The sequence below is a fragment of the Azohydromonas aeria genome, assembly GCF_009760915.1.
GTDB classification, from domain to species: Bacteria; Pseudomonadota; Gammaproteobacteria; order Burkholderiales; family Burkholderiaceae_C; genus Azohydromonas; species Azohydromonas aeria.
This window is the reverse complement of record NZ_VIDQ01000007.1, coordinates 37,207-54,100: the sequence shown is the minus strand read 5'-3', so window position 1 is coordinate 54,100 and position 16,894 is coordinate 37,207. Positions and strand designations below refer to the sequence as shown.

At 69.6% G+C, this 16,894-nt stretch carries 16 protein-coding genes; 8 read left to right on the top strand and 8 right to left on the bottom strand.

Features of this window, described 5'->3' with window-relative positions:
* Positions 1–64 precede the first annotated feature (64 nt).
* The 3 genes from FJ694_RS06315 to FJ694_RS06305 all read right to left on the bottom strand — a co-directional run bounded on the left by FJ694_RS06315 (position 65) and on the right by FJ694_RS06305 (position 3,235).
* Complete coding sequence (locus FJ694_RS06315; RefSeq protein WP_157265266.1) at positions 65–1,243, bottom strand: exonuclease/endonuclease/phosphatase family protein; 1,179 nt, start codon at positions 1,241–1,243, stop codon at positions 65–67.
* 223 nt (positions 1,244–1,466) lie between these two features.
* Positions 1,467–1,940, bottom strand: a complete 474-nt coding sequence (locus FJ694_RS06310; RefSeq protein WP_157265334.1) for an aromatic-ring-hydroxylating dioxygenase subunit beta — start codon at positions 1,938–1,940, stop codon at positions 1,467–1,469.
* 14 nt (positions 1,941–1,954) lie between these two features.
* On the bottom strand, positions 1,955–3,235 hold the full coding sequence (locus FJ694_RS06305) for an aromatic ring-hydroxylating dioxygenase subunit alpha (protein ID WP_157265265.1): 1,281 nt from the start codon (positions 3,233–3,235) through the stop codon (positions 1,955–1,957).
* A 296-nt stretch (positions 3,236–3,531) separates the two neighbouring features.
* Here FJ694_RS06305 and FJ694_RS06300 point away from each other — a divergent pair, with 296 nt between their 5' ends.
* Positions 3,532–3,978, top strand: coding sequence for a DUF29 domain-containing protein (locus FJ694_RS06300; protein ID WP_157265264.1), 447 nt, complete (start codon positions 3,532–3,534; stop codon positions 3,976–3,978).
* A 171-nt stretch (positions 3,979–4,149) separates the two neighbouring features.
* On the opposite strand, the gene FJ694_RS06295 is transcribed toward FJ694_RS06300, so the two are convergent.
* The 4 genes from FJ694_RS06295 to FJ694_RS37040 form a co-directional block, all read right to left on the bottom strand.
* Positions 4,150–4,929, bottom strand: coding sequence for an FRG domain-containing protein (locus FJ694_RS06295; protein ID WP_198320735.1), 780 nt, complete (start codon positions 4,927–4,929; stop codon positions 4,150–4,152).
* A complete protein-coding gene (locus tag FJ694_RS06290; protein WP_157265262.1) occupies positions 4,916–5,770 on the bottom strand; it encodes a hypothetical protein in 855 nt (284 codons plus the stop codon). Before FJ694_RS06290 ends, FJ694_RS06295 begins: the two co-directional genes overlap by 14 nt.
* A gap of 110 nt (positions 5,771–5,880) precedes the next feature.
* The gene (locus FJ694_RS06285; RefSeq protein WP_157265261.1) at positions 5,881–7,833 is read right to left on the bottom strand and encodes a patatin-like phospholipase family protein; all 1,953 of its coding nucleotides are present in this window, start codon (positions 7,831–7,833) and stop codon (positions 5,881–5,883) included.
* Positions 7,834–7,929: 96 nt separating this feature from the next.
* On the bottom strand, positions 7,930–9,057 hold the full coding sequence (locus FJ694_RS37040; protein ID WP_232539920.1) for a PEP-CTERM sorting domain-containing protein: 1,128 nt from the start codon (positions 9,055–9,057) through the stop codon (positions 7,930–7,932).
* 180 nt (positions 9,058–9,237) lie between these two features.
* Between FJ694_RS37040 and FJ694_RS06275 the strand changes: the two genes are divergently transcribed.
* Positions 9,238–10,332, top strand: coding sequence for a patatin-like phospholipase family protein (locus FJ694_RS06275; protein WP_157265260.1), 1,095 nt, complete (start codon positions 9,238–9,240; stop codon positions 10,330–10,332).
* A gap of 63 nt (positions 10,333–10,395) precedes the next feature.
* Here FJ694_RS06275 and gcvA read toward each other — a convergent pair whose 3' ends face one another.
* Positions 10,396–11,325: a transcriptional regulator GcvA gene (gene gcvA / locus FJ694_RS06270; protein ID WP_157265259.1), complete on the bottom strand. Its 930-nt coding sequence runs from the start codon at positions 11,323–11,325 to the stop codon at positions 10,396–10,398.
* Between the two features lie 165 nt (positions 11,326–11,490).
* Here gcvA and FJ694_RS06265 point away from each other — a divergent pair, with 165 nt between their 5' ends.
* The 6 genes from FJ694_RS06265 to FJ694_RS06240 all read left to right on the top strand — a co-directional run bounded on the left by FJ694_RS06265 (position 11,491) and on the right by FJ694_RS06240 (position 16,607).
* Entirely contained in the window at positions 11,491–11,886 is a 396-nt protein-coding gene (locus FJ694_RS06265; protein WP_157265258.1) for a DUF2917 domain-containing protein, read from the top strand.
* Between the two features lie 10 nt (positions 11,887–11,896).
* Positions 11,897–12,862, top strand: coding sequence for a ketopantoate reductase family protein (locus FJ694_RS06260; RefSeq protein ID WP_157265257.1), 966 nt, complete (start codon positions 11,897–11,899; stop codon positions 12,860–12,862).
* 102 nt (positions 12,863–12,964) lie between these two features.
* Positions 12,965–13,435 carry a hypothetical protein gene (locus FJ694_RS06255; RefSeq protein WP_157265256.1) on the top strand — a complete coding sequence of 157 codons (471 nt, stop codon included), beginning with the start codon at positions 12,965–12,967 and terminating at the stop codon, positions 13,433–13,435.
* 144 nt (positions 13,436–13,579) lie between these two features.
* Positions 13,580–14,857: a TolC family protein gene (locus tag FJ694_RS06250; protein ID WP_157265255.1), complete on the top strand. Its 1,278-nt coding sequence runs from the start codon at positions 13,580–13,582 to the stop codon at positions 14,855–14,857.
* Positions 14,854–15,447, top strand: a complete 594-nt coding sequence (locus FJ694_RS06245) for a hypothetical protein (protein ID WP_157265254.1) — start codon at positions 14,854–14,856, stop codon at positions 15,445–15,447. Before FJ694_RS06250 ends, FJ694_RS06245 begins: the two co-directional genes overlap by 4 nt.
* Positions 15,444–16,607 (top strand): efflux RND transporter periplasmic adaptor subunit, encoded by a 1,164-nt coding sequence (locus tag FJ694_RS06240; protein WP_157265253.1) that lies wholly within the window; start codon positions 15,444–15,446, stop codon positions 16,605–16,607. The genes FJ694_RS06245 and FJ694_RS06240 overlap by 4 nt, the downstream gene beginning before the upstream one ends.
* Positions 16,608–16,894 lie beyond the last annotated feature (287 nt).

Sequence of the window (16,894 nt, the reverse complement as noted above, 5' to 3'; positions counted from 1 at the left end):
TTCTACCGCAGCCCGTGGAGCCCTCGCCCGCGCGGGGGCTCGCCGCGCGGGCCGGTGCGGGCCGTCACGGCGCGGGCCGAGGCGCCGGCTCCAGCTTCAGCGTCGCCAGCACGCCGGCGTGGTCCGAGGGCCAGAGGCCGGCGCCGTCCGGGCGCAGCGGCGCGGCGCCCAGCAGCGCCGCGTCCACGGCCCGCACCGCGCCGCGCAGCCAGACCAGGTCGGCGCGGCGCGACAGCAGCGACTCGGCGTTGTCCATCGACGGCGCCTGGCAGCAGGTGGCGCCGCCCGTCCCGGGGCGCGCCTGGGTCCAGGCGTCCCTGAAGCCCTCGGCCAGGAAGTCCGCGTACACCGCGTCCGGCGGCGGCCCGGCGCTGCCGTGGCTGGACAGCGCCAGCGCCACCGGCAGCGGGCTGGCGCCGGCCATGGCCCGCAGCAGCTCGCCGTCGAAGCGGCGCTCGTGCGGCATGAACGGGTCCAGGTGCGCCAGCTGCGCGGTGACGACGCGCAGCAGCCGGCCGTGCCAGCGCACATCCACCGAGGCCCAGGCGCGCCCGCCCGGCCACACGCCCAGCTGCGCCGTGCCGCGCGGCGCGAGCGCGGTGGGCGGCAGCGCCGGCGCGTCAAGCCGGCCCGACTGCGGGTTGTGCCAGCCGCCCCGGCCGCGCGGCAGGTCGGCGCGCACCAGGATCACGTTGCGCTCGGTGACCTGCACGCAGCGCCGCAGCCCCGGCGCGAGCTGCGCCGGCATGGGCGGCAGCGCGAACTGCGTGGCCTGCACCGCGACGCGATAGGGCACGCCGCGCTGGCGCAGGCCGTGCTGCAGCGCGGCGAGCATGTCGGACTCCAGCCGCATCGGCCCGCAATGCAGCCCCGGCGAGCGCGCGCCGACCGACCAGCGCCCAAGCGCCTGCACCGCGGCCACCTCCGGCGCGGCCTCGGCGATGTGCGCCGCCAGCGCATGCATGCGCGCCTGCGGCCGCGTGGCGCGCACCTCGCGCAGCACCTGGCCGGCGCCCGCGACGTAGGAATCGACATCGACGGCGAAGTACAGCGGCGTCCAGGTGGTGCCGGCGCCGGCGTCCCAGGTGAGCAGGCGCAAAGGGGGCGCGGAACCGGAGTCCGGCCCCGCGGGGCGGTCCTGCGCCGGCGCCGGCAGCGCGGCCAGCACGGCGGCCAGGGCCAGCAGGGTGGCCGCGGCGCGGGGGCGGCGGGAAGATTTCTTCGGCGGGACTTCGGCGTTCACGGGCGGGATCGTGCCGAAGGGGGGCGGGCGGGCGCCTTGATGCGCATCAAGACCGTGGGAACGGTGGTCCGTAGGCACGCGCAGCCCGCACCTCACTTCGTCATTCCCGCTTGCGCGGGAATGACGAAGCAGTAGGCGTGGTGTTTCAGCGTCTGGCCGACGCCTTTTCAACTTCCCCGGACAGCAGTGCGCCTCCCGGCCAACCAAGCCCGGTCCCCAGAGGTCACACCGGATAAATGATCGAGTTCGGAATCATCTCGCTGTCGTACACCACCAGCCGCGCCTTGAACTTCAGCGCGCCGTCCCCGGCCCGCACGATCGTGTCGAGCGTGCGGCCGACGTTGAATACGGTGGTCAGCTCCGAGAGCTTGGTGCGGAACACCGCGTAGTTGGCCTCGCACTCGAAGCGGCCGGCCTCGGCCTTGCGAATCAGCGGCGCGCCCAGCACGTGGCGCTGGTAGTAGGGGTCGTGGAACAGCGTCTCGCGGATGCCGTAGGCGCGGTCCTTGAGCATGCCCTTGCTGGTGAAGGAGAGCGTCGCCAGCGGAAAGCCGCGCTCGTGGTTCTCGCGCGGCTGCAGGCGGTAGCTGCAGTCGTCGGTGAAGAACTCCACCCAGCGCTCCCAGTCGCCCGCGTCCACCGTGGACGCGTAGTCGGCGTAGAGCTGCTGCAGCGCGAGGTAGTCGGCGAAGCCGATGTCGGGAAGGGGGTTCACTGCTCGGCCTCCATGACTTCGCGCCAGTAGCGGTACATGCCGCGGATCAGCGTCTCCGTGACCATGTGCGGCGTGTGCTCGTCCACGCCGCGCCCGCCCAGCTCGGCCAGGGCGCGGTGAGACGGCTTGCTCTCGAAGGCCTGCTGCGAGAACTCGATGACCTCGCCGTCGTCGGCCGACACGAACCCGGCCGGGCCGAACAGGTTCGCTTGCCGCAGGCGGCGCTGGGTCATCTCCTCGGTGTCGTCCTCAAAGCCGAAGTGCGTCCAGACGAAGTCAAAGCTGCCGTGGCCGCTGGGCTGGATGTGGCGGGTGGAGACGCTGTTGACCTGCTGCTGCAGGATCACGCTGGGGAACAGGGTGGTCATCACCGCCGTCGGGCCGCCCCACCAGGGCTCCGGGACGATGTCCAGGAAGCTCGGGTCGTGCAGCTGCATGGTCTGCTTGAAGCTGGCGACCTGCGTCACCTGCCCGCTGGCGCCAGCGGCGCCGCCGGTGCCGCGGGTGGAGACCATGGCGGCGTGGCGGTGCTTCGCGTCCATGACCAGCTCGGACTGGTTGTCCGCGCGCCAAAGGCCGAAGGTGACGAACCAAGTGTGCAGCAGGCCCGGGTGGTACGGGTCCTTGATGTTCTCCTGCATCAGCTTCCAGTTGCCCGGGATGCGCTGGCGGTTGTAGCCCAGCAGTGTGAGTTTTCTGCCGTTGAAGAGTCGGTCGAAATACTTGAGCACCGTCGGGCCGATGTAGTCCTCCAGCGGCTCCACGCCGTGGTCGAAGCTGGCGAAGACGACGCCGCCGCGGGTGGCGACTTTCAGCTTGGTCAGGCCGTGCTGGGACTGCTCGAAATCGGAGGGCATGCCGCCGTCGAGGCGCCCGTCAGGCTGGCGCACGCCGCGCTTGAAGGGCACGCCCATGAGGTCGCCCTTGGGCGAGTAGCTCCACTGGTGGTACGGGCAGACGTGCAGCTTGCGGTTGCCGTGGCGCTCGCGGCAAAAGCGCATGCCGCGGTGCGCGCAGACGTTCTCGACCACGTGGATGGAGCCGTCCGCCGCGCGCGTGAGCAGCACGGAGCGCTCGCCGATCGCCGTGCGCTTGAAGTCGCCGGGGTTGGGAATCTCCGCCTCCAGGCCGACGTAGCACCAGTGGCCGCGGTAGAAGAAGCGCTCCAGCTCGCGCCGGTAGAGGTCGTCGCTGGTGTAGGCCAGGAAGGGGATGCGGCTGGTGCCGTCGCCTTCCCAGCGCGGCAGGGCAGCCGCGGCGGGGTTGGGATCGCTCATGGGGTTGTCTCCTGGGGTGGCCTCTGCGGGCCGGTTCCGTTGGTGGCCCCTCGACGCGGCACGCGGGGCGCAGCGGCGGGAGCGGGGACATCATCGCGGGCGACGGTGATTCAGTAAACGGAAAGTGCGATGGGCGTGGTCGGCGAAGCGCTTGCGGGCCCGGTCGGCAGGTCTGGCCGTCGAAGCGCATGAGCGCTCCGGAGGCTTGTCATTGAAGAAGTTGGTGCCAGGGATTGTTGGTTAATATGGCCTATTGCATAGCGACATGCGCGCAGGCGAATGACAGGAGTTTGAATATGAAATCACCCCTATATGACCAGGATATTTTGCTGTGGGCGGAACAACAGGCGGCCGCCCTGCGGGCCGGCAATTTGTCCGCGCTGGATACCGCCGGCCTGCTGGAGGAACTGGAAGACATGGGCAACGAGCGCAAGGAAGCACTGCAATCCCTGCTGCGCAACATCATGGCGCACCTGCTCAAGCTGCAGTATTCGCCGGCCCACGATCCGCGCGCGGGCTGGGTCGAGGAAATATCGGAATGGCGGGCCCAGATCGAAACCAAGCTGGACGACACGCCCAGCCTCAAGCATTACAGCGAGGAGCTGTACCGCAAGGCTTGGCCGCAGGCCCGGCGCGTGGTCGATAGATCGTTCCGGCAGTATGGCGAGCATGCCCAACTGCCCGATGATTGCCCGTATGCGCTGGAGCAGGTACTGGATTACGACTTTTTTCCGGAGCAGTGAACTCACTGCCTGCATTGAATTGCACGAGCCGGGATATTTTCTAATATAGAAGACGCTGAATGCTGTCCGAAGAACCGCAAAAACTGGCGCAACGACCAGTGACTTCATACAACAAAATTTCAAAATTCACAAACAGGGCCGAAATAATACAATGCAAAAGCCAAATGAAAATTAGTTATATTGCTGAAGCTCCATTCGAATCGATTTTGCAAGACCACCCAAATCTCCATAAATTGTTTTAGAATTGATATTCATTTTTCTGAGACCAACAAAGATACCCTCCAAGAATTGAAATGGTATAATTATCTTGTGCATAGACGATTCGTCGTAAATACTCTCAGACAGAACCGATTCAATAGGTCTCTCCAAGTTTCCAGAGATCAAAAAAGTGCCAGCTTGTCTATCGATACGAGCGTTCAGTTCGCATGGCTCTGTAATCCACGCTATATCGTATGAGTGCACATCTACAATTTCGTCAAAAACTTCATCTGGTTTCTTAGAAATACTATGCCGTGTCTCATTAAACTTTGCATGCCTTGACTTTATTAGTGAAATTGATTTCTCCATAATATCAGTATAATCAAAGGCATAGACAGCTAAATTATTTTTAGATAAAACATCGTAGGTTTCCAGCGCAAAATAAAGAGCTGTGTAAGGACTCGTGGTAAAGTCAATAAGCCTCGTTGGAACCCCATAATGCTGCATCACAGACAACCAAGCCAATTTTGATTTCGGCGTATGCTCATTACCGTTGTTGTAAATATGATATTTTGACTTAAAAGCATCTAGAGAATAATCCTCGAAAGTGCGAGCGCGAATAGGACTCCACTCGTCTCCCAGTACACGCTCAAGCGCAGACTGAATTTTCCACTCAGCGTTTGCCTGTCCACGGTACGCAAAATGATTAGGCAGAGAATTTAGGTTATGGAATAACTCCTCAATGCTTTTCACGACGAATGACTTTATCATTCTGCACCTCCCTATAAGCTTTAAGAACCGCTTCCATCACATCCTCCATCTTTTCATCTACCTCAGCAAATGCTTTCTTTGCGTGCTCGCCAAATTCAACCTTCGTTGATCTTGACTGAGCGGCTACCTTTATGATTGCGGAAGCTTTATTTGCTGTTGCTGCCGTCGATTTTGCAACAGCTTCCACTACGTCCTCGTTTAACGATGCGCCTTGTACTGTCACACTTCCGTGGTCGCCTCCGACTTGTTGACAGTAAAAAGCCAAAGGTTTTTGAAATATTTCATCCGCATCAATTGGATTAGGCCCCGTGAACGACGCGGTAAATTTCTTTATTGAATGCGCGCTCCTGATCTTTTTCAGAAAACTTTCAGGATCAAGAATTTTATCTACACGAACGTCTATTTGATTCTGCATTACCAACGGTGAAACAGACAGCAGCTTTTTAATTTTATCAGCAATTGCCTCAACATCTGACGCCAACTTTGTTTTCTTAGCAATCCCAAGCAAACCAATTCTGCTATCAAAGTATACATATGTATAAGGCCCCGTCTGCTCGATCTGACGGACAAAATTCCTAGAATCTTTATCAAATTTTTCTTGCGCCGCTCTTGCATCTCTTCCAATAGCAAATCTCCCCGTTGTATTGTCAATGTATTCTATATTTCCTATACGCCAAACATTTTCTCTTCGGGACTCTATAGAAGGTCGATCGGCAATACCTTCGATAAACATAGCCTGCGGGGTTATTTGAGGATCAAAAAGACCTTTTTGGGCTGGCTTTATGAACTTAGTTCTGTACAAGTGAAGCTCGAATTGGGACATATGTTGTTTTGCGCGCGCTTTTGGAAATGACTTGGCACCTTAGGTGTCAGTTGATAAGCCAACGGAACGACAGTGTTAGTTACGACACTTTAGCTTAATATTCACACTTTTCACACCTTCGGCCCCACCCTCAACACCGCCTCCGGCACCGGCAGTTTCTCCGCCCCAAACAGCTTCGGATCACGGTTTTCCCACTGCCCCAGGACGGCATTCAACTGCCCCAGCCTTTCCTCCGCCTGCTCACACCAGGCCGTGAAGTTTTCAGGCTCGAACGGCAAATCCTTCGTCCCGGCCAGGTTCCCCGGGAAGCCCTGGAAATGCGGCCCGTTGAGCTGCCGCCGCATCTGCATCAGCCCGGCTTCCAGCTGCGTGGACAGCACGCGGAAGCGCACCCAGCTGTGGACCTTGAAATTGAAGTCGTTGAGCAGCGTCTCTCCCGCCCGGTCGCCCTTCCGGATCACGCCCTGGATCGTCTCCGGCGACATCGCCAGATTCAGCCCGCCCTCGTCGTCCCGCAGCCGGATCTGCACGATGCGCTCGCGGTAGCTCGGCAGCATCGCCTGGTCGTTGTCGCGGTACACCTGCGCGGTCGTGAATATCGAGAACAGGAAGCGCGCCAGATTCCCGTCCAGGTTCACCCACTCGGTGGCTGGCGTGGCGTCGGGTTTCGGGAGGTAGATCGGGTCCAGCACCGGCGCGGTGCGCTCGCCTTCCTGCCGCGTCGGGTCGCCGACGTAGCTCATCTGGCTGTCGTGCAGCGGCGCGCCTTTCCCGTCCATCGCCTCGGGCGGCATGGAGGTCAGGTTCACGCCGAAGGTCGGCCGCCCCGGCAGCCAGCCGTCGAAGAATTGAATCGGGAAATTGCTGCAGATGCCGCCGTCGCTGAACCAGTTGCGCTGCAATTCGCCCTCTTCCACCGGCAGCACCGCACCCGGCGCGCCATAAGCCGCCTTGGACGGCGCGATCGTGTAGAGCGGAATCGCGCTGAGCAGAATCGGAAAGCTCAGGCTCATGCGCGTGGCGACGATCACGGGCAAATCATCGGCATCCGGGAACAGGAAATAGCCCGCCGGCAGCTTGAAATCCTTGGCGCGTGGATGCTTCGACGCCACGCTTTTCATGTGCTCGACCACGTCCGCCGGGAAGAAGCGCCGGAATTCGGCTTCCTGGAAAACGAACAGGTGGTTCTCGAACGGCAGCACGTACGGCTGGTACTGGCTCAGGTCGGACGTGAACATGCGCAGCGTCACGTGCTTCTTCGCCAGGTCGCCGAAGGTCAGCACCCGGCCCGCCAGCGCCGGGCCGGCCATGGCGGTGAAGCGCTCGTGCAGCCAGTCGGTCAGCACGGCGGCCGGGGGCGCGGACGCGCCATGGGCGTGTGCCGGTCCGTGTCCGTGCCCCGCCGCGCCCCCGTCCGCGCGCCCGGTGCACATGCCGAACTGGTTGTTGGGCAAATCCCTGGTGACCAGCTCGAACAGCGCGCCCACCACCGCGCCGATGCGGCCCAGGACGAAACCCAGCAGCACGAAAGCCGGCAGCGCCGCCAACGGGTTGAACTCGGCGCCCGCCAGCGCCAGCGAGGCCACCGGCAGCCCGGTGAACAGCAGCGCCAGCAGGACGCCGGTGAACAGGCCCACCGTCCCCGCCTTCCCCTCCCACTGCGGCCAGGGCTGGCGCAGCGCGGACCACAGGAACCACAGCACGAAGCCGGCGCCCTTTGAACCCTTCGCGCGCCTGTCCATGGCCCTGAGCGCCAGCTGCATCAGCGGCGCCAGCCGCGGCGCGGGCTGGAACAGGTCGCGCAGGAAGGTGCCCTGGGACAGCACTTCCTGCATCTTGCGCAGCTCGTCGAAGCCGCCGGTCTCGCGCCCAAGCTCCGCGGCCGCCGCCCCGGCCGCCGCGATCGCCCCGGCCGAGGTGCCGCCGATGGCGCGGAAGCGGTAGCGGTCCTTCAGCTTCAGGATCAGCGGCGGATACACGATCCCGCTGGTGATGCCGCCTTTCATCACGAGGTCGCATTCCTCGGTCGGCACCGCGGCGGTGCCAGCTGCGCGATCGGACATGGAGCGCTCCAGAAGCTGAGGGCCGTAATGTTTCCAATTGTTGTGGAAACCGCCCGGCCGCGGTGATGCTTTTTGCGCTCGCCTGCTGCCCTCCGCTCAGCCGGCGGCGGGGTCGCCCGCCCTGCGCCGCCGCGCCGCCACCGCCCCGACCACTCCCATCCCCGCCAGCAGCATCGCCCAGCTCCCGGCTTCCGGCACCGGCGTGGCGAGGTAGATGCGCTGGCTGCCGTCGGGCGCCGTGCCCCGCCCGATGAACTGGCCCCGGTCGTTCACGGCATTGGCGCTTTCCAGCCGCCAGCCCTCCGCCGCCGAGCCGATGAGCAGGTCGTCCAGGGCGCGGCTGCCCTCGGCCCGGTACAGCATCGCCACCCGCTCGTACTCGTGGTAATCGACCTCGTACACGTCCGTGCCCACGGCCAGGTCGCGGTTGTTGATGTCCACCGCCAGGCTGACGCTGCCCAGGTTGACGTAGCGGCCGTCGATCCACAGGCTGCTGCCGACCTCGCCCCAGTTGTAGTCGTACCAGCGCACCACGGCGTTGCCGCGCTCGTTCACGGCGGTGAAGCTGTACTCGCCGCCGTACTCGAACACGATGGGCTCACCCATCACCGTCACGCCGCCGCCGCGCGGGGCCGTGAAGCCCCGCTGGTCGAGGTCGTCGCCCTCGCCCGGCTCGAAGCCGCCCACGACCAGGCCGCGGTCGTTGATGTCCAGCCCGACGCTGCCGCGGGCGCCCGGCACGTCGAGCCAGCGCACGCGCCCACCCTCCCAGACGTAGGCCAGGCCGTCGGCCGTGCCGATGACGGCGCCCCGGGCGTTGATGCCGTTGGCCTGGCCGTCGCGGGTGCCCAGCACGCCGGACAGGTCCTTGAAGCTGCCGTCGCGCCAGACGAAGGGGCGGCGGCTGCCGTCCGCGCCCAGCCGCGCGCCGGCCACCTCGCCGCGGTCGTTCACCACCACGTCGCCGCCGCCCCACGCCCCCAGGTCGTGCAGCCGGCCGCCGCGCCACAGGAAGCTGTGGCGGCTGTCGAAGTCCAGCAGCGTGAAGTCGCCGCGCCGGTTCATCGAGAACACCGACACGTCGTCGAGACCCGTCAGCGCGCTCAGGTCGCGCAGGCGGTATTCCGCGAAATCGGCCTGCGCCAGGGCGCCCAGGCTCGCGCCGGCACCCAGCGCCAGCGCCGCCAGGCGGTGGAGGAACGAGGGGAAAAGGGATGTCGCCATGGCCGTGCCGCTTCCTCACGAAAGACCGGGCCGCGCGGGCCCCGAGGCGCCCATTGGGGCAGCCCGGCGCCCGCAGGGTTCTTGCGCGGAAGTACGCGCTGCAACCGGAGGTTGCGCGGCGGCGGCCTGGCCGGCCCGGGCGCGACGCGACAATCCCGCCCCGGGAGGCACCGACCAGACATGAAGAAGACGCAGGCCCTGCGCATCCACGCCGGCCGCCGGGCGCTGTCGCACCTGCGCGAGCACGGCCTGCGCCCCGCCGACGTGCGCGTGCTGCCGGCGGCGGCCTCCGGGCCCACGGGGCTGGTGCTCAACCCGCTGGACCGCTTCGTCTTCGGCCACTGGCTGCCGCGCTCCAGCCAGCCGGTGCACCTGCTGGGCGCCTCGATCGGCGCGTGGCGCATGGCCAGCGCCTGCCTGCCCGACGCCGACGCCGCCTTCGCGCAGATGGCGCAGGACTACGCCCACCAGCGCTACGAGCACGCGCCCGGGCGCATGCCGGCGCCGGGCCACGTCAGCGCCGTGCTGGGCGCGCTGTTCGACGACCGTTTCACGAGCCGCGCCGACGCGGTGCTGGGCCATGCGCGATTCCGGCTGCACCTGTTCACCGCGCGCGGGCGCGGCGCGCTGCTGCGCCGGCAGTGCCGCTGGCGCAACCCGCTGGGCTACCTGGGCGCGGCGGCCTTCAACACCCTGATCAGCCGCCGCGCGCTGGGCGCGTGGCTGGAGCGCGTGGTGTTCCACGACCCGCGCGCGCCGCTGCTGCCGCTGCGGCTGCACGATTTCCGCAGCCGGCAGGTGGCGCTGGACGCCGGCAACCTCGGGCCGGCGCTGCTGGCGAGCTGCTCCATCCCGTTCTGGCTCGATGCCGTGCACGACATCCCCGGCGCGCCGCGCGGCGCCTACTGGGACGGCGGCCTCACCGACTACCAGTTCCACCTCGACTACGCCTCGATGGGCGACGCCGGGCTGGTGCTGTACCCGCACACCGAGGCGCGCATGGTGCCGGGCTGGCTCGACGGTTTCATGAGGCACCGCCACCGCGGCCGCGGCCGGCTCGACAACGTGGTGGTGATCTCGCCCGACCCGGACTGGGTCCGCACCGCCCTGCCGCGCGGGCGGCTGCCGGACCGCACCGACTTCACCGCCTTCGCCGGCGACATCGAGGGCCGCGCCCGCACTTGGCTGCGCGAGATCGCCGAGAGCCAGCGGCTGGCCGACGAGTTCGCGCGGCTGGTCGAGCAGCCGTCGATCGAGGCGCTGCCGCTGGATTGAGCCCGCGCCGGCCGGGCACGCCGTGCAACCCCAGGCGCACGCGAAGGCCGGCGCCCTCGGTACTCACGGCGCGCCGGCGCCGCGCGCCATCTCGGCCGCCAGCCAGTCGCGGAACGCCGCCACCGCGGGCAGCGCTCGCTTGCGGGCCGGGCAGACGAAGTGATAGGACCGCGCCACGGGCAGCACCACGTCCAGTGCGCGCACCAGCCGGCCGCCGCGCACCTCGTCATCGACCAGCATCGAGTGCGCCAGCAGCACGCCCGCGCCCTGCACCGCGGCGTCGATGGCGTGGTCGGCGCTGCTGAAGTGCATGCCCGGCACCGGCGCCACATCCGGCGCCAGGCCGGCAGCCCGCCACAGCTCGTCCCAGCCGGGCATCTCGGGCCGGCCGGCGAGCTGGTCGTCGTGGATGCGCGGCAGCCGGCGCAGCCGCTGCCGCGCCGGCGCGCCCTTCGCGCCCGCCAGCAGCCTCGGGCTGCACACCGGCACCAGGCTGACGTCGGCCAGCTTCTCGTACACCAGCCCCGCCTCCCGCGGCCGGCCGTCGGGCACGTTGCGGATGGCGGCGTCCACCCCGTCGCTGCCGAAGTTGGCGTAAGCGGCCGAGGAGGCCACGCGCAGCTCGATGCGCGGATGCGCCTCGGCAAAGCGGTACAGGCGCGGCGCCAGCCACTTCGAGGTGAAGCCCGGCGGCGCGCTCAGCACCAGCACCTGTTGCCCGTCCAGCGCGCGCAGCGCCTCGACGGCCTCGCGGATCTGGCCGAAGCCGCTGCGCAGGCCCGGGAACAGCGCCTGGCCCTGCGGCGTGAGCGCTACGCCCCGCGCACGGCGCTCGAACAGCCGGCAGCCCAGCAGTTCCTCCAGGCCGCGGACCTGATGGCTCAGCGCGCCCGGCGTCACGTGCAGCTCGTCGGCCGCCCGGGTGATGTTGGCGTGCCGCGCCACGGCCTCGAACGCGCGCAGCGCAGCCAGCGGGGGAAGCGCATGAGCCATGAGCCTTCCTCAAGGATCGGTGGACAAGATCTCCATTGTGGCCATGCGCCACGGAGGCTCCAATGAAGCTTCACAGGCATTGAGCCGAATTCAACTCACGCGGGCTCCCGGGCCCGCGCACCGCGCACCGCGCACCGCGCACCGCGCACCGCAAGGAGCTTCGCCATGTCCGTCCTGCACTTCGCCGTCCACACCGCGCTCCACCCCGCCGCGGCCGGGCAGCCGCCCGATGCCGCCGCGCTGCCGGCGCGACTGAAGGCAGCGCTGCGCCGCTGGAGCCGTGCCGCCGCCGCGCTGCAACTCGCCGCCGAGCAGGACGTGCGCCTGGCGCTGGCGCGCCGCGAGCGCGTGGTGTTGCGCGGCCTGCGCGGGCAGGCGCTGGTGTGCGAGTCCGGCGAGCTGTGGGTGACGCTGGACGGCGACACCGCCGACCACGTGCTGCAGCGTGGCGAGCGCCTGGCGGTCGCCGCGAATGCCTGCGCCGTCGTGACGGCGACGCGGGCCTCGCTGCTGCGCGTCACGGCGCTCCGTACCATGGCCGCCCCCGCACCACACCCCTGAACGCCCCGCCATGCCTGCTGCCGCCGCCCCGACCGCTCCGTCTCCCACCACCCCGCCCGCCCGCATCGCCGTCATGGGCGCCGGCGCCGTGGGCTGCTTCTACGGCGCGATGCTGGCGCGCGCCGGGCACGAGGTGACGCTGATCGGCCGCCCGGCGCACGTCGAGGCCATCCGCCGCGACGGCCTGAAGCTGGAGATGAACGGCGCGGTGGAGACGCTGCTCGTGGCCGCCGACACCAGCGCGGCCGCCGTGGCCGGCGCGTCGCTGGTGCTGTTCTGCGTCAAGTCCACCGACACGCTCGACGCCGCGGCGCAGTTGCGGCCGCACCTCGCGCCCGGCGCCCTGCTGCTGTCGCTGCAGAACGGCGTGGACAACGCCGAGCGGCTGCGCGAGGCACTGCCAGGTTGCGAGGTGGCGGCCGCCGTCGTCTACGTCGCCACCGGCATGGCCGGCCCCGGCCATGTGCGCCACCACGGGCGCGGCGAGTTGGTGATCGAGCCGTCGGGCCAAAGTGAAAGCGTGGCCCGGATGCTGGCCGCCGCCGGCGTGCCGTGTGAAATCTCGGACAACGTGCGCGGCGCGCTGTGGGCCAAGCTGATCCTGAACTGCGCCTACAACGCGCTCTCCGCCGTCACGCAGCTGCCCTACGGCGTGCTGGTGCGCGGCGAGGGCGTCACCGACGTGATGCGCGACGTGGTCAGTGAATGCCTGGCCGTGGCCGCCGCCGACGGCGTGCAGGTGCCCGGCGACGTGGAGGCCGCCGTGCGCCGCATCGCCGAGACCATGCCGGCGCAGCTCTCCTCCACCGCGCAGGACATGGCGCGCGGCAAGCGCAGCGAGATCGACCACCTCAACGGCTACGTGCTGCGCCGCGGCCAGGCGCTGGGCATCGCCACGCCGGTGAACCGCGTGCTGCACGCGCTGGTGCGGCTCATCGAGGACAAGGCCGCCGGGGCGGCAAAGCCGGGCGCATGACGCACGCGACCCGGCCTGCTTGACCCGCCTCAATCGGCGGGCCGCGCGCAAGCGCCTAAACTTGCGGGACTTCCCTGCCCCGATTCATTCCCGCTTCAGCCCGTGCGCCGCCTCATCGCCATCGTCCTGATGCTCCTGCTGCCGATCCAGTCGGCGTGGGCGCTGGTGGCCATGCCGTGCCAGGGGCAGGTGGACATGAGCCAGGCACATGCGGCGCACGCCGGCCACCACGGCGACGCCATGCAGCACGCGCTGCACGCGGAAGCGGTCGCCACGGCCGCCCTGGCCGATCCGGCGGGACACGACGCCCACCACGGGCATCACGGCCTCGATGGCCTCGATGGCTTCGACGGCCACCACGCCGCGCCGCAGCCGGCCGGCCATCCCGATGGCGACCCGTGCAGCGGCTCCGCCGCCTGCATGAGCCTGCACTCCCCGCCGCTGGCGGCGGATTTCGACGCCGGTCTCCCCGTGCTGCAGCTGCCCCACGCGCTGCGCCCGGCCGGCGGCAGCGCCTTCAGCTCCGTGCCGCCGGCGCGCGAGCAGCGTCCGCCCATAGGCCTGCCCGCCTGAAGCGGCGGGAGTCCGTCCACCGATTCCTGTTGCGCGAGCCGCTGACGCGGCCGCGCGCGCCCGCCGGGCCGTCGAGCCCGGAGCCGGGCGCCTCCTGCCGCTTCCCCACCGCCATGCATCCGCATCGTCGTTGTCGAGGAAGCCTTGTTGATCAAACCTCTACTTGTGTCGGCGGGACTCGCGGCCACGCTGGCCGCGGCCGCCGCGGCCGCCGCTGCCGACGCGCCCACGCCACGCCCGGCCGAGCCCGGGACCGGCGCCGCCTGGCCCGATACCGCCGCGCCGTCCACGCTGCGCGCCGCGCTGGAGCACGCCTGGGCGCGCACGCCCGCGGCCCGCGCGCTCAACGCGCGCCATGAACAGGCCCGCGCCGCGGCCGACGCGGCGGGCTCGACGCTCGCCGGTCCGCCCACGCTGAGCCTGGGCGTGCTCGACGACCGGCTGCACCGCCGCGCCGGCCGGCGCGAGTGGGAGGCCGAGATCGGCATGCCGCTGTGGCTGCCCGGGCAGCGCGGCGCGCAGCAGTCCGTCGCGCAGGCCCGGCTGCACGACCTGGCCGAGGGCGCGGCCGCGCGCCGCCTGCAGCTCGCCGGCGAGCTGCGCGAGGCCTGGTGGGCGCTGGCCGCCACGCGCGAGGATGCCGCGCTGCAGCGCGGCCGCCTGGACGCGGCACGCGTGCTGCAAGCCGACGTCGAGCGCCGCGTGCGCGCGGGCGAGCTGGCGCGCACCGACGCGCTGCTGGCCACCGGCGAGGCGCACGCCGCCGAGGCCGCGCTGGCCGACGCGCTGCTGCAGGAGCGGCTCGCGGCCGACCGGCTGCGCGCGCTCACCGGCACGCCCGTGCCCGCCGCGCTGGCGCCGGAGGGTTTGGCCGAGGCCGAGGCGCCACCCGCGCCGCACCCGCGCCTGGCCGCCGCCGCGGCCGCCGTGCGGCTGGCGCAGGCGCGGCTGGCGCTGGTGGCGCGCAGCACGCGCGAGGCGCCCGAAGTGGCGCTGCGCCTGCAGCGCGAGCGCGACGGCGTGGGCGAGCGCTGGGCCGACCGCGTGGGCGTGCGCCTCAGCGTGCCGCTGGGCTCGGCGCCGCGGCAGCTGCGCGACAGCGCCGAGGTGCGTGCCGAGCTGCTCGAAGCGCAGGCCGAGGAGGCTTTGCTCCAGTCGCAGCTGGCGCTGGACATCGACGCCGCGCGCCGCGAGCGCGACACCGCCGAGGCCAAGGCCGCGCTGGCCGCCAGCCGCGCCGCGCTGGCCGCCGAGGCGCTGCAGCTGATCCACAAATCCTTTGCGCTGGGCGAAAGCGATTTACCGGCGCTGCTGGGCGCCCAAGCCGCCGATTTCGATGCACGGGCCGAGGTGCGCCGGCTGGAGGTGGCGCGCGCCGCCGCCGCCTCGCGCCTGCGCCAGGCCCTGGGAGTGATGCCATGAACCTGTTGACCCGATGCCTGCTGTTCACGCTGGGCCTGGTGCTGGGCGCCTGGGCCGCCGCCGCGCTGGCGCACGGCGGCGAGGACCACGGCCCGCCGGCCACCGTCAACGCCCGCCCGCTGCTGCCGCGCGTGACGGCGCATTCCGACCTGTTCGAGCTGGTCGGCGTGCTGGAGCCGGGCGGCCGGCTGCTGCTGTGGCTGGATGCGGCCGCGACCAACGAGCCGGTGGCGGGCGCAACCGTCGAGGCCGAGGGCGCCGGGATCAATGCCCGGGCGGCGGAGGTGTCGCCGGGCGTGTACGAGATCAGGCTGCCCCAGGCCCCCGCCGCCGGCCAGCACCCGTTCACCTTCACCGTGCAGGCGGGCGACGACATGGATCTGCTGGGCGCGCCGCTGGTGGTGGGGAAGGCCGAGGCCGATGCGCCGGCCGCGGCAGTGGCCGCCGGCACGGGCGCATCCGCGGCGTGGCGGGCGCCGGCCGGCTGGGCGGCGCTGGGCGCGGTCGTCGGCGCTGCGCTGATGGCGGCGCTGTCGGCCCTGCGCCAGCGGCGTCGGCCCGCGATCGATACGGCAGGGAGCGCGCGATGAAGACGATGAAGAACACCTTGCTGGCGCTCGGCCTCGGCCTGGCCGCCACGGGCCTCGTCCACGCCCACGGCGGCGAGGACCATTCCCACGACCAGCCCCAGGCTGCCGCGCCGGCGGGCAAATCGGCCACGGCGGCCGCGCCCGCCGGCGCCGCCAGCCTGGAAGCGTCCGCGCGGCTGCCCGACGGCGGCCTGTTCGTGCCCAAGCACGTGCAGCGACTGCTGGCGCTGCGCACGCAACCGGCGGCGGTCGGCGCGCTGGGGGGGAGCATGGCGCTCAACGGCCGCGTCGTGGTCGAGCCCGGCAGCGGCGGGCGCATCCAGGCCACGCAGCCGGGCACGGTGCTGCCCGCCGGCAAGGCCTTCCCGGCGCTGGGCCAGCGCGTGCGCAAGGGTGAGGTCGTCGCCTGGCTCAAGCCCGCCGCCAGCTCGCTGGAGCGCGGCGACCGGCTGGAGAGGCAGGCCGAGCTGGGCGCGCAGGTGGCGCTGGCCGAGCGCCGCGTCGCGCGGCTGGAGCAGCTCGAAGGCTCCGTGCCGGCCAAGGAGATCGAGGCCGCGCGCGTGGAGCTGGGCGCCTTGAAGAAGCGTCAGGCCGCGCTCGCCACCGCGCTGGACGCGCCGCAGCCGCTCACGGCGCCGGTGGACGGCGTCATTAGTGCGGTTGAAATCGTGGCCGGCCAGGTGGTGGACGCGCAGGCGCTGCTGTTCGAGGTGGTCGATCCGACGCGGCTGGCGGTCGAGGCGCCGGCTTATGACCTGAAGCTGGCGCAGGCCATCGTCGCGGCCGAGGGCGAAGCCGGCGGCGTGGCGCTGAAGCTGCAGCCCGCGCCGGTGGGCCGGCTGCTGCGCGAGCAGGCGCTGCCGCTGCGCTTCCGGGTGCTCGAAGGCGGCGCCGCGCTGGCCGTGGGCCAGCCGGTGCGCGTGGTCGCGCGCACGCGCGGCGAGGCAGGCGGGCAAGGCGTGGCGCTGCCGTCCTCCGCGCTGGCGCGCAACGGTGCGGGCGAAACCATCGTCTGGGTGCACGGGGACCCCGAGCGCTTCGAGCCGCGGCGCGTGCGCGTGGAGCCGCTGGGCGCGGAGCGCGTGGCCGTGCGCGAGGGCCTGAAGGCGGGCGAGCGCGTGGTCACCTCCGGCGCGGCGCTGCTGTCGCAGGTGCGGTGATGAGTTCAAGCCCGTTGCGCCCCGTCGGCCGCAATGCCTCGCACCCCGATCCGTCATTCCGGCGAAAGCCGGAATCCACGATCGCCGCGATGCCCCGCTCGCGGGTGTTGGCACATGCCGACGCCAGCCATTCCGCCACTTCAGCGCGCGTGGATTCCGGCTTTCGCCGGAATGACGACGTTTTTTCTTGCGGCCCGCAACGTCATGCGCGCGTCTCGGTCATGAGCCGTCACGCGCTCCCTGTCAGGCAACGCCGTGCTTGCACCGGCACGTCGGGGCACGGCCGT

Bases quoted from the DNA above. Each gene is read 5' to 3' on its own strand.
- FJ694_RS06300 (WP_157265264.1), top strand. From the start codon at position 3,532: ATGAAATCACCCCTATATGACCAGGATATTTTGCTGTGGGCGGAACAA.
- gcvA (WP_157265259.1), bottom strand. From the start codon at position 11,325: ATGGCTCATGCGCTTCCCCCGCTGGCTGCGCTGCGCGCGTTCGAGGCC.
- FJ694_RS06290 (WP_157265262.1), bottom strand. From the start codon at position 5,770: ATGTCCCAATTCGAGCTTCACTTGTACAGAACTAAGTTCATAAAGCCA.
- FJ694_RS37040 (WP_232539920.1), bottom strand. From the start codon at position 9,057: ATGGCGACATCCCTTTTCCCCTCGTTCCTCCACCGCCTGGCGGCGCTG.
- FJ694_RS06265 (WP_157265258.1), top strand. From the start codon at position 11,491: ATGTCCGTCCTGCACTTCGCCGTCCACACCGCGCTCCACCCCGCCGCG.
- FJ694_RS06260 (WP_157265257.1), top strand. From the start codon at position 11,897: ATGCCTGCTGCCGCCGCCCCGACCGCTCCGTCTCCCACCACCCCGCCC.
- FJ694_RS06240 (WP_157265253.1), top strand. From the start codon at position 15,444: ATGAAGACGATGAAGAACACCTTGCTGGCGCTCGGCCTCGGCCTGGCC.
- FJ694_RS06275 (WP_157265260.1), top strand. From the start codon at position 9,238: ATGAAGAAGACGCAGGCCCTGCGCATCCACGCCGGCCGCCGGGCGCTG.
- FJ694_RS06285 (WP_157265261.1), bottom strand. From the start codon at position 7,833: ATGTCCGATCGCGCAGCTGGCACCGCCGCGGTGCCGACCGAGGAATGC.
- FJ694_RS06245 (WP_157265254.1), top strand. From the start codon at position 14,854: ATGAACCTGTTGACCCGATGCCTGCTGTTCACGCTGGGCCTGGTGCTG.
- FJ694_RS06305 (WP_157265265.1), bottom strand. From the start codon at position 3,235: ATGAGCGATCCCAACCCCGCCGCGGCTGCCCTGCCGCGCTGGGAAGGC.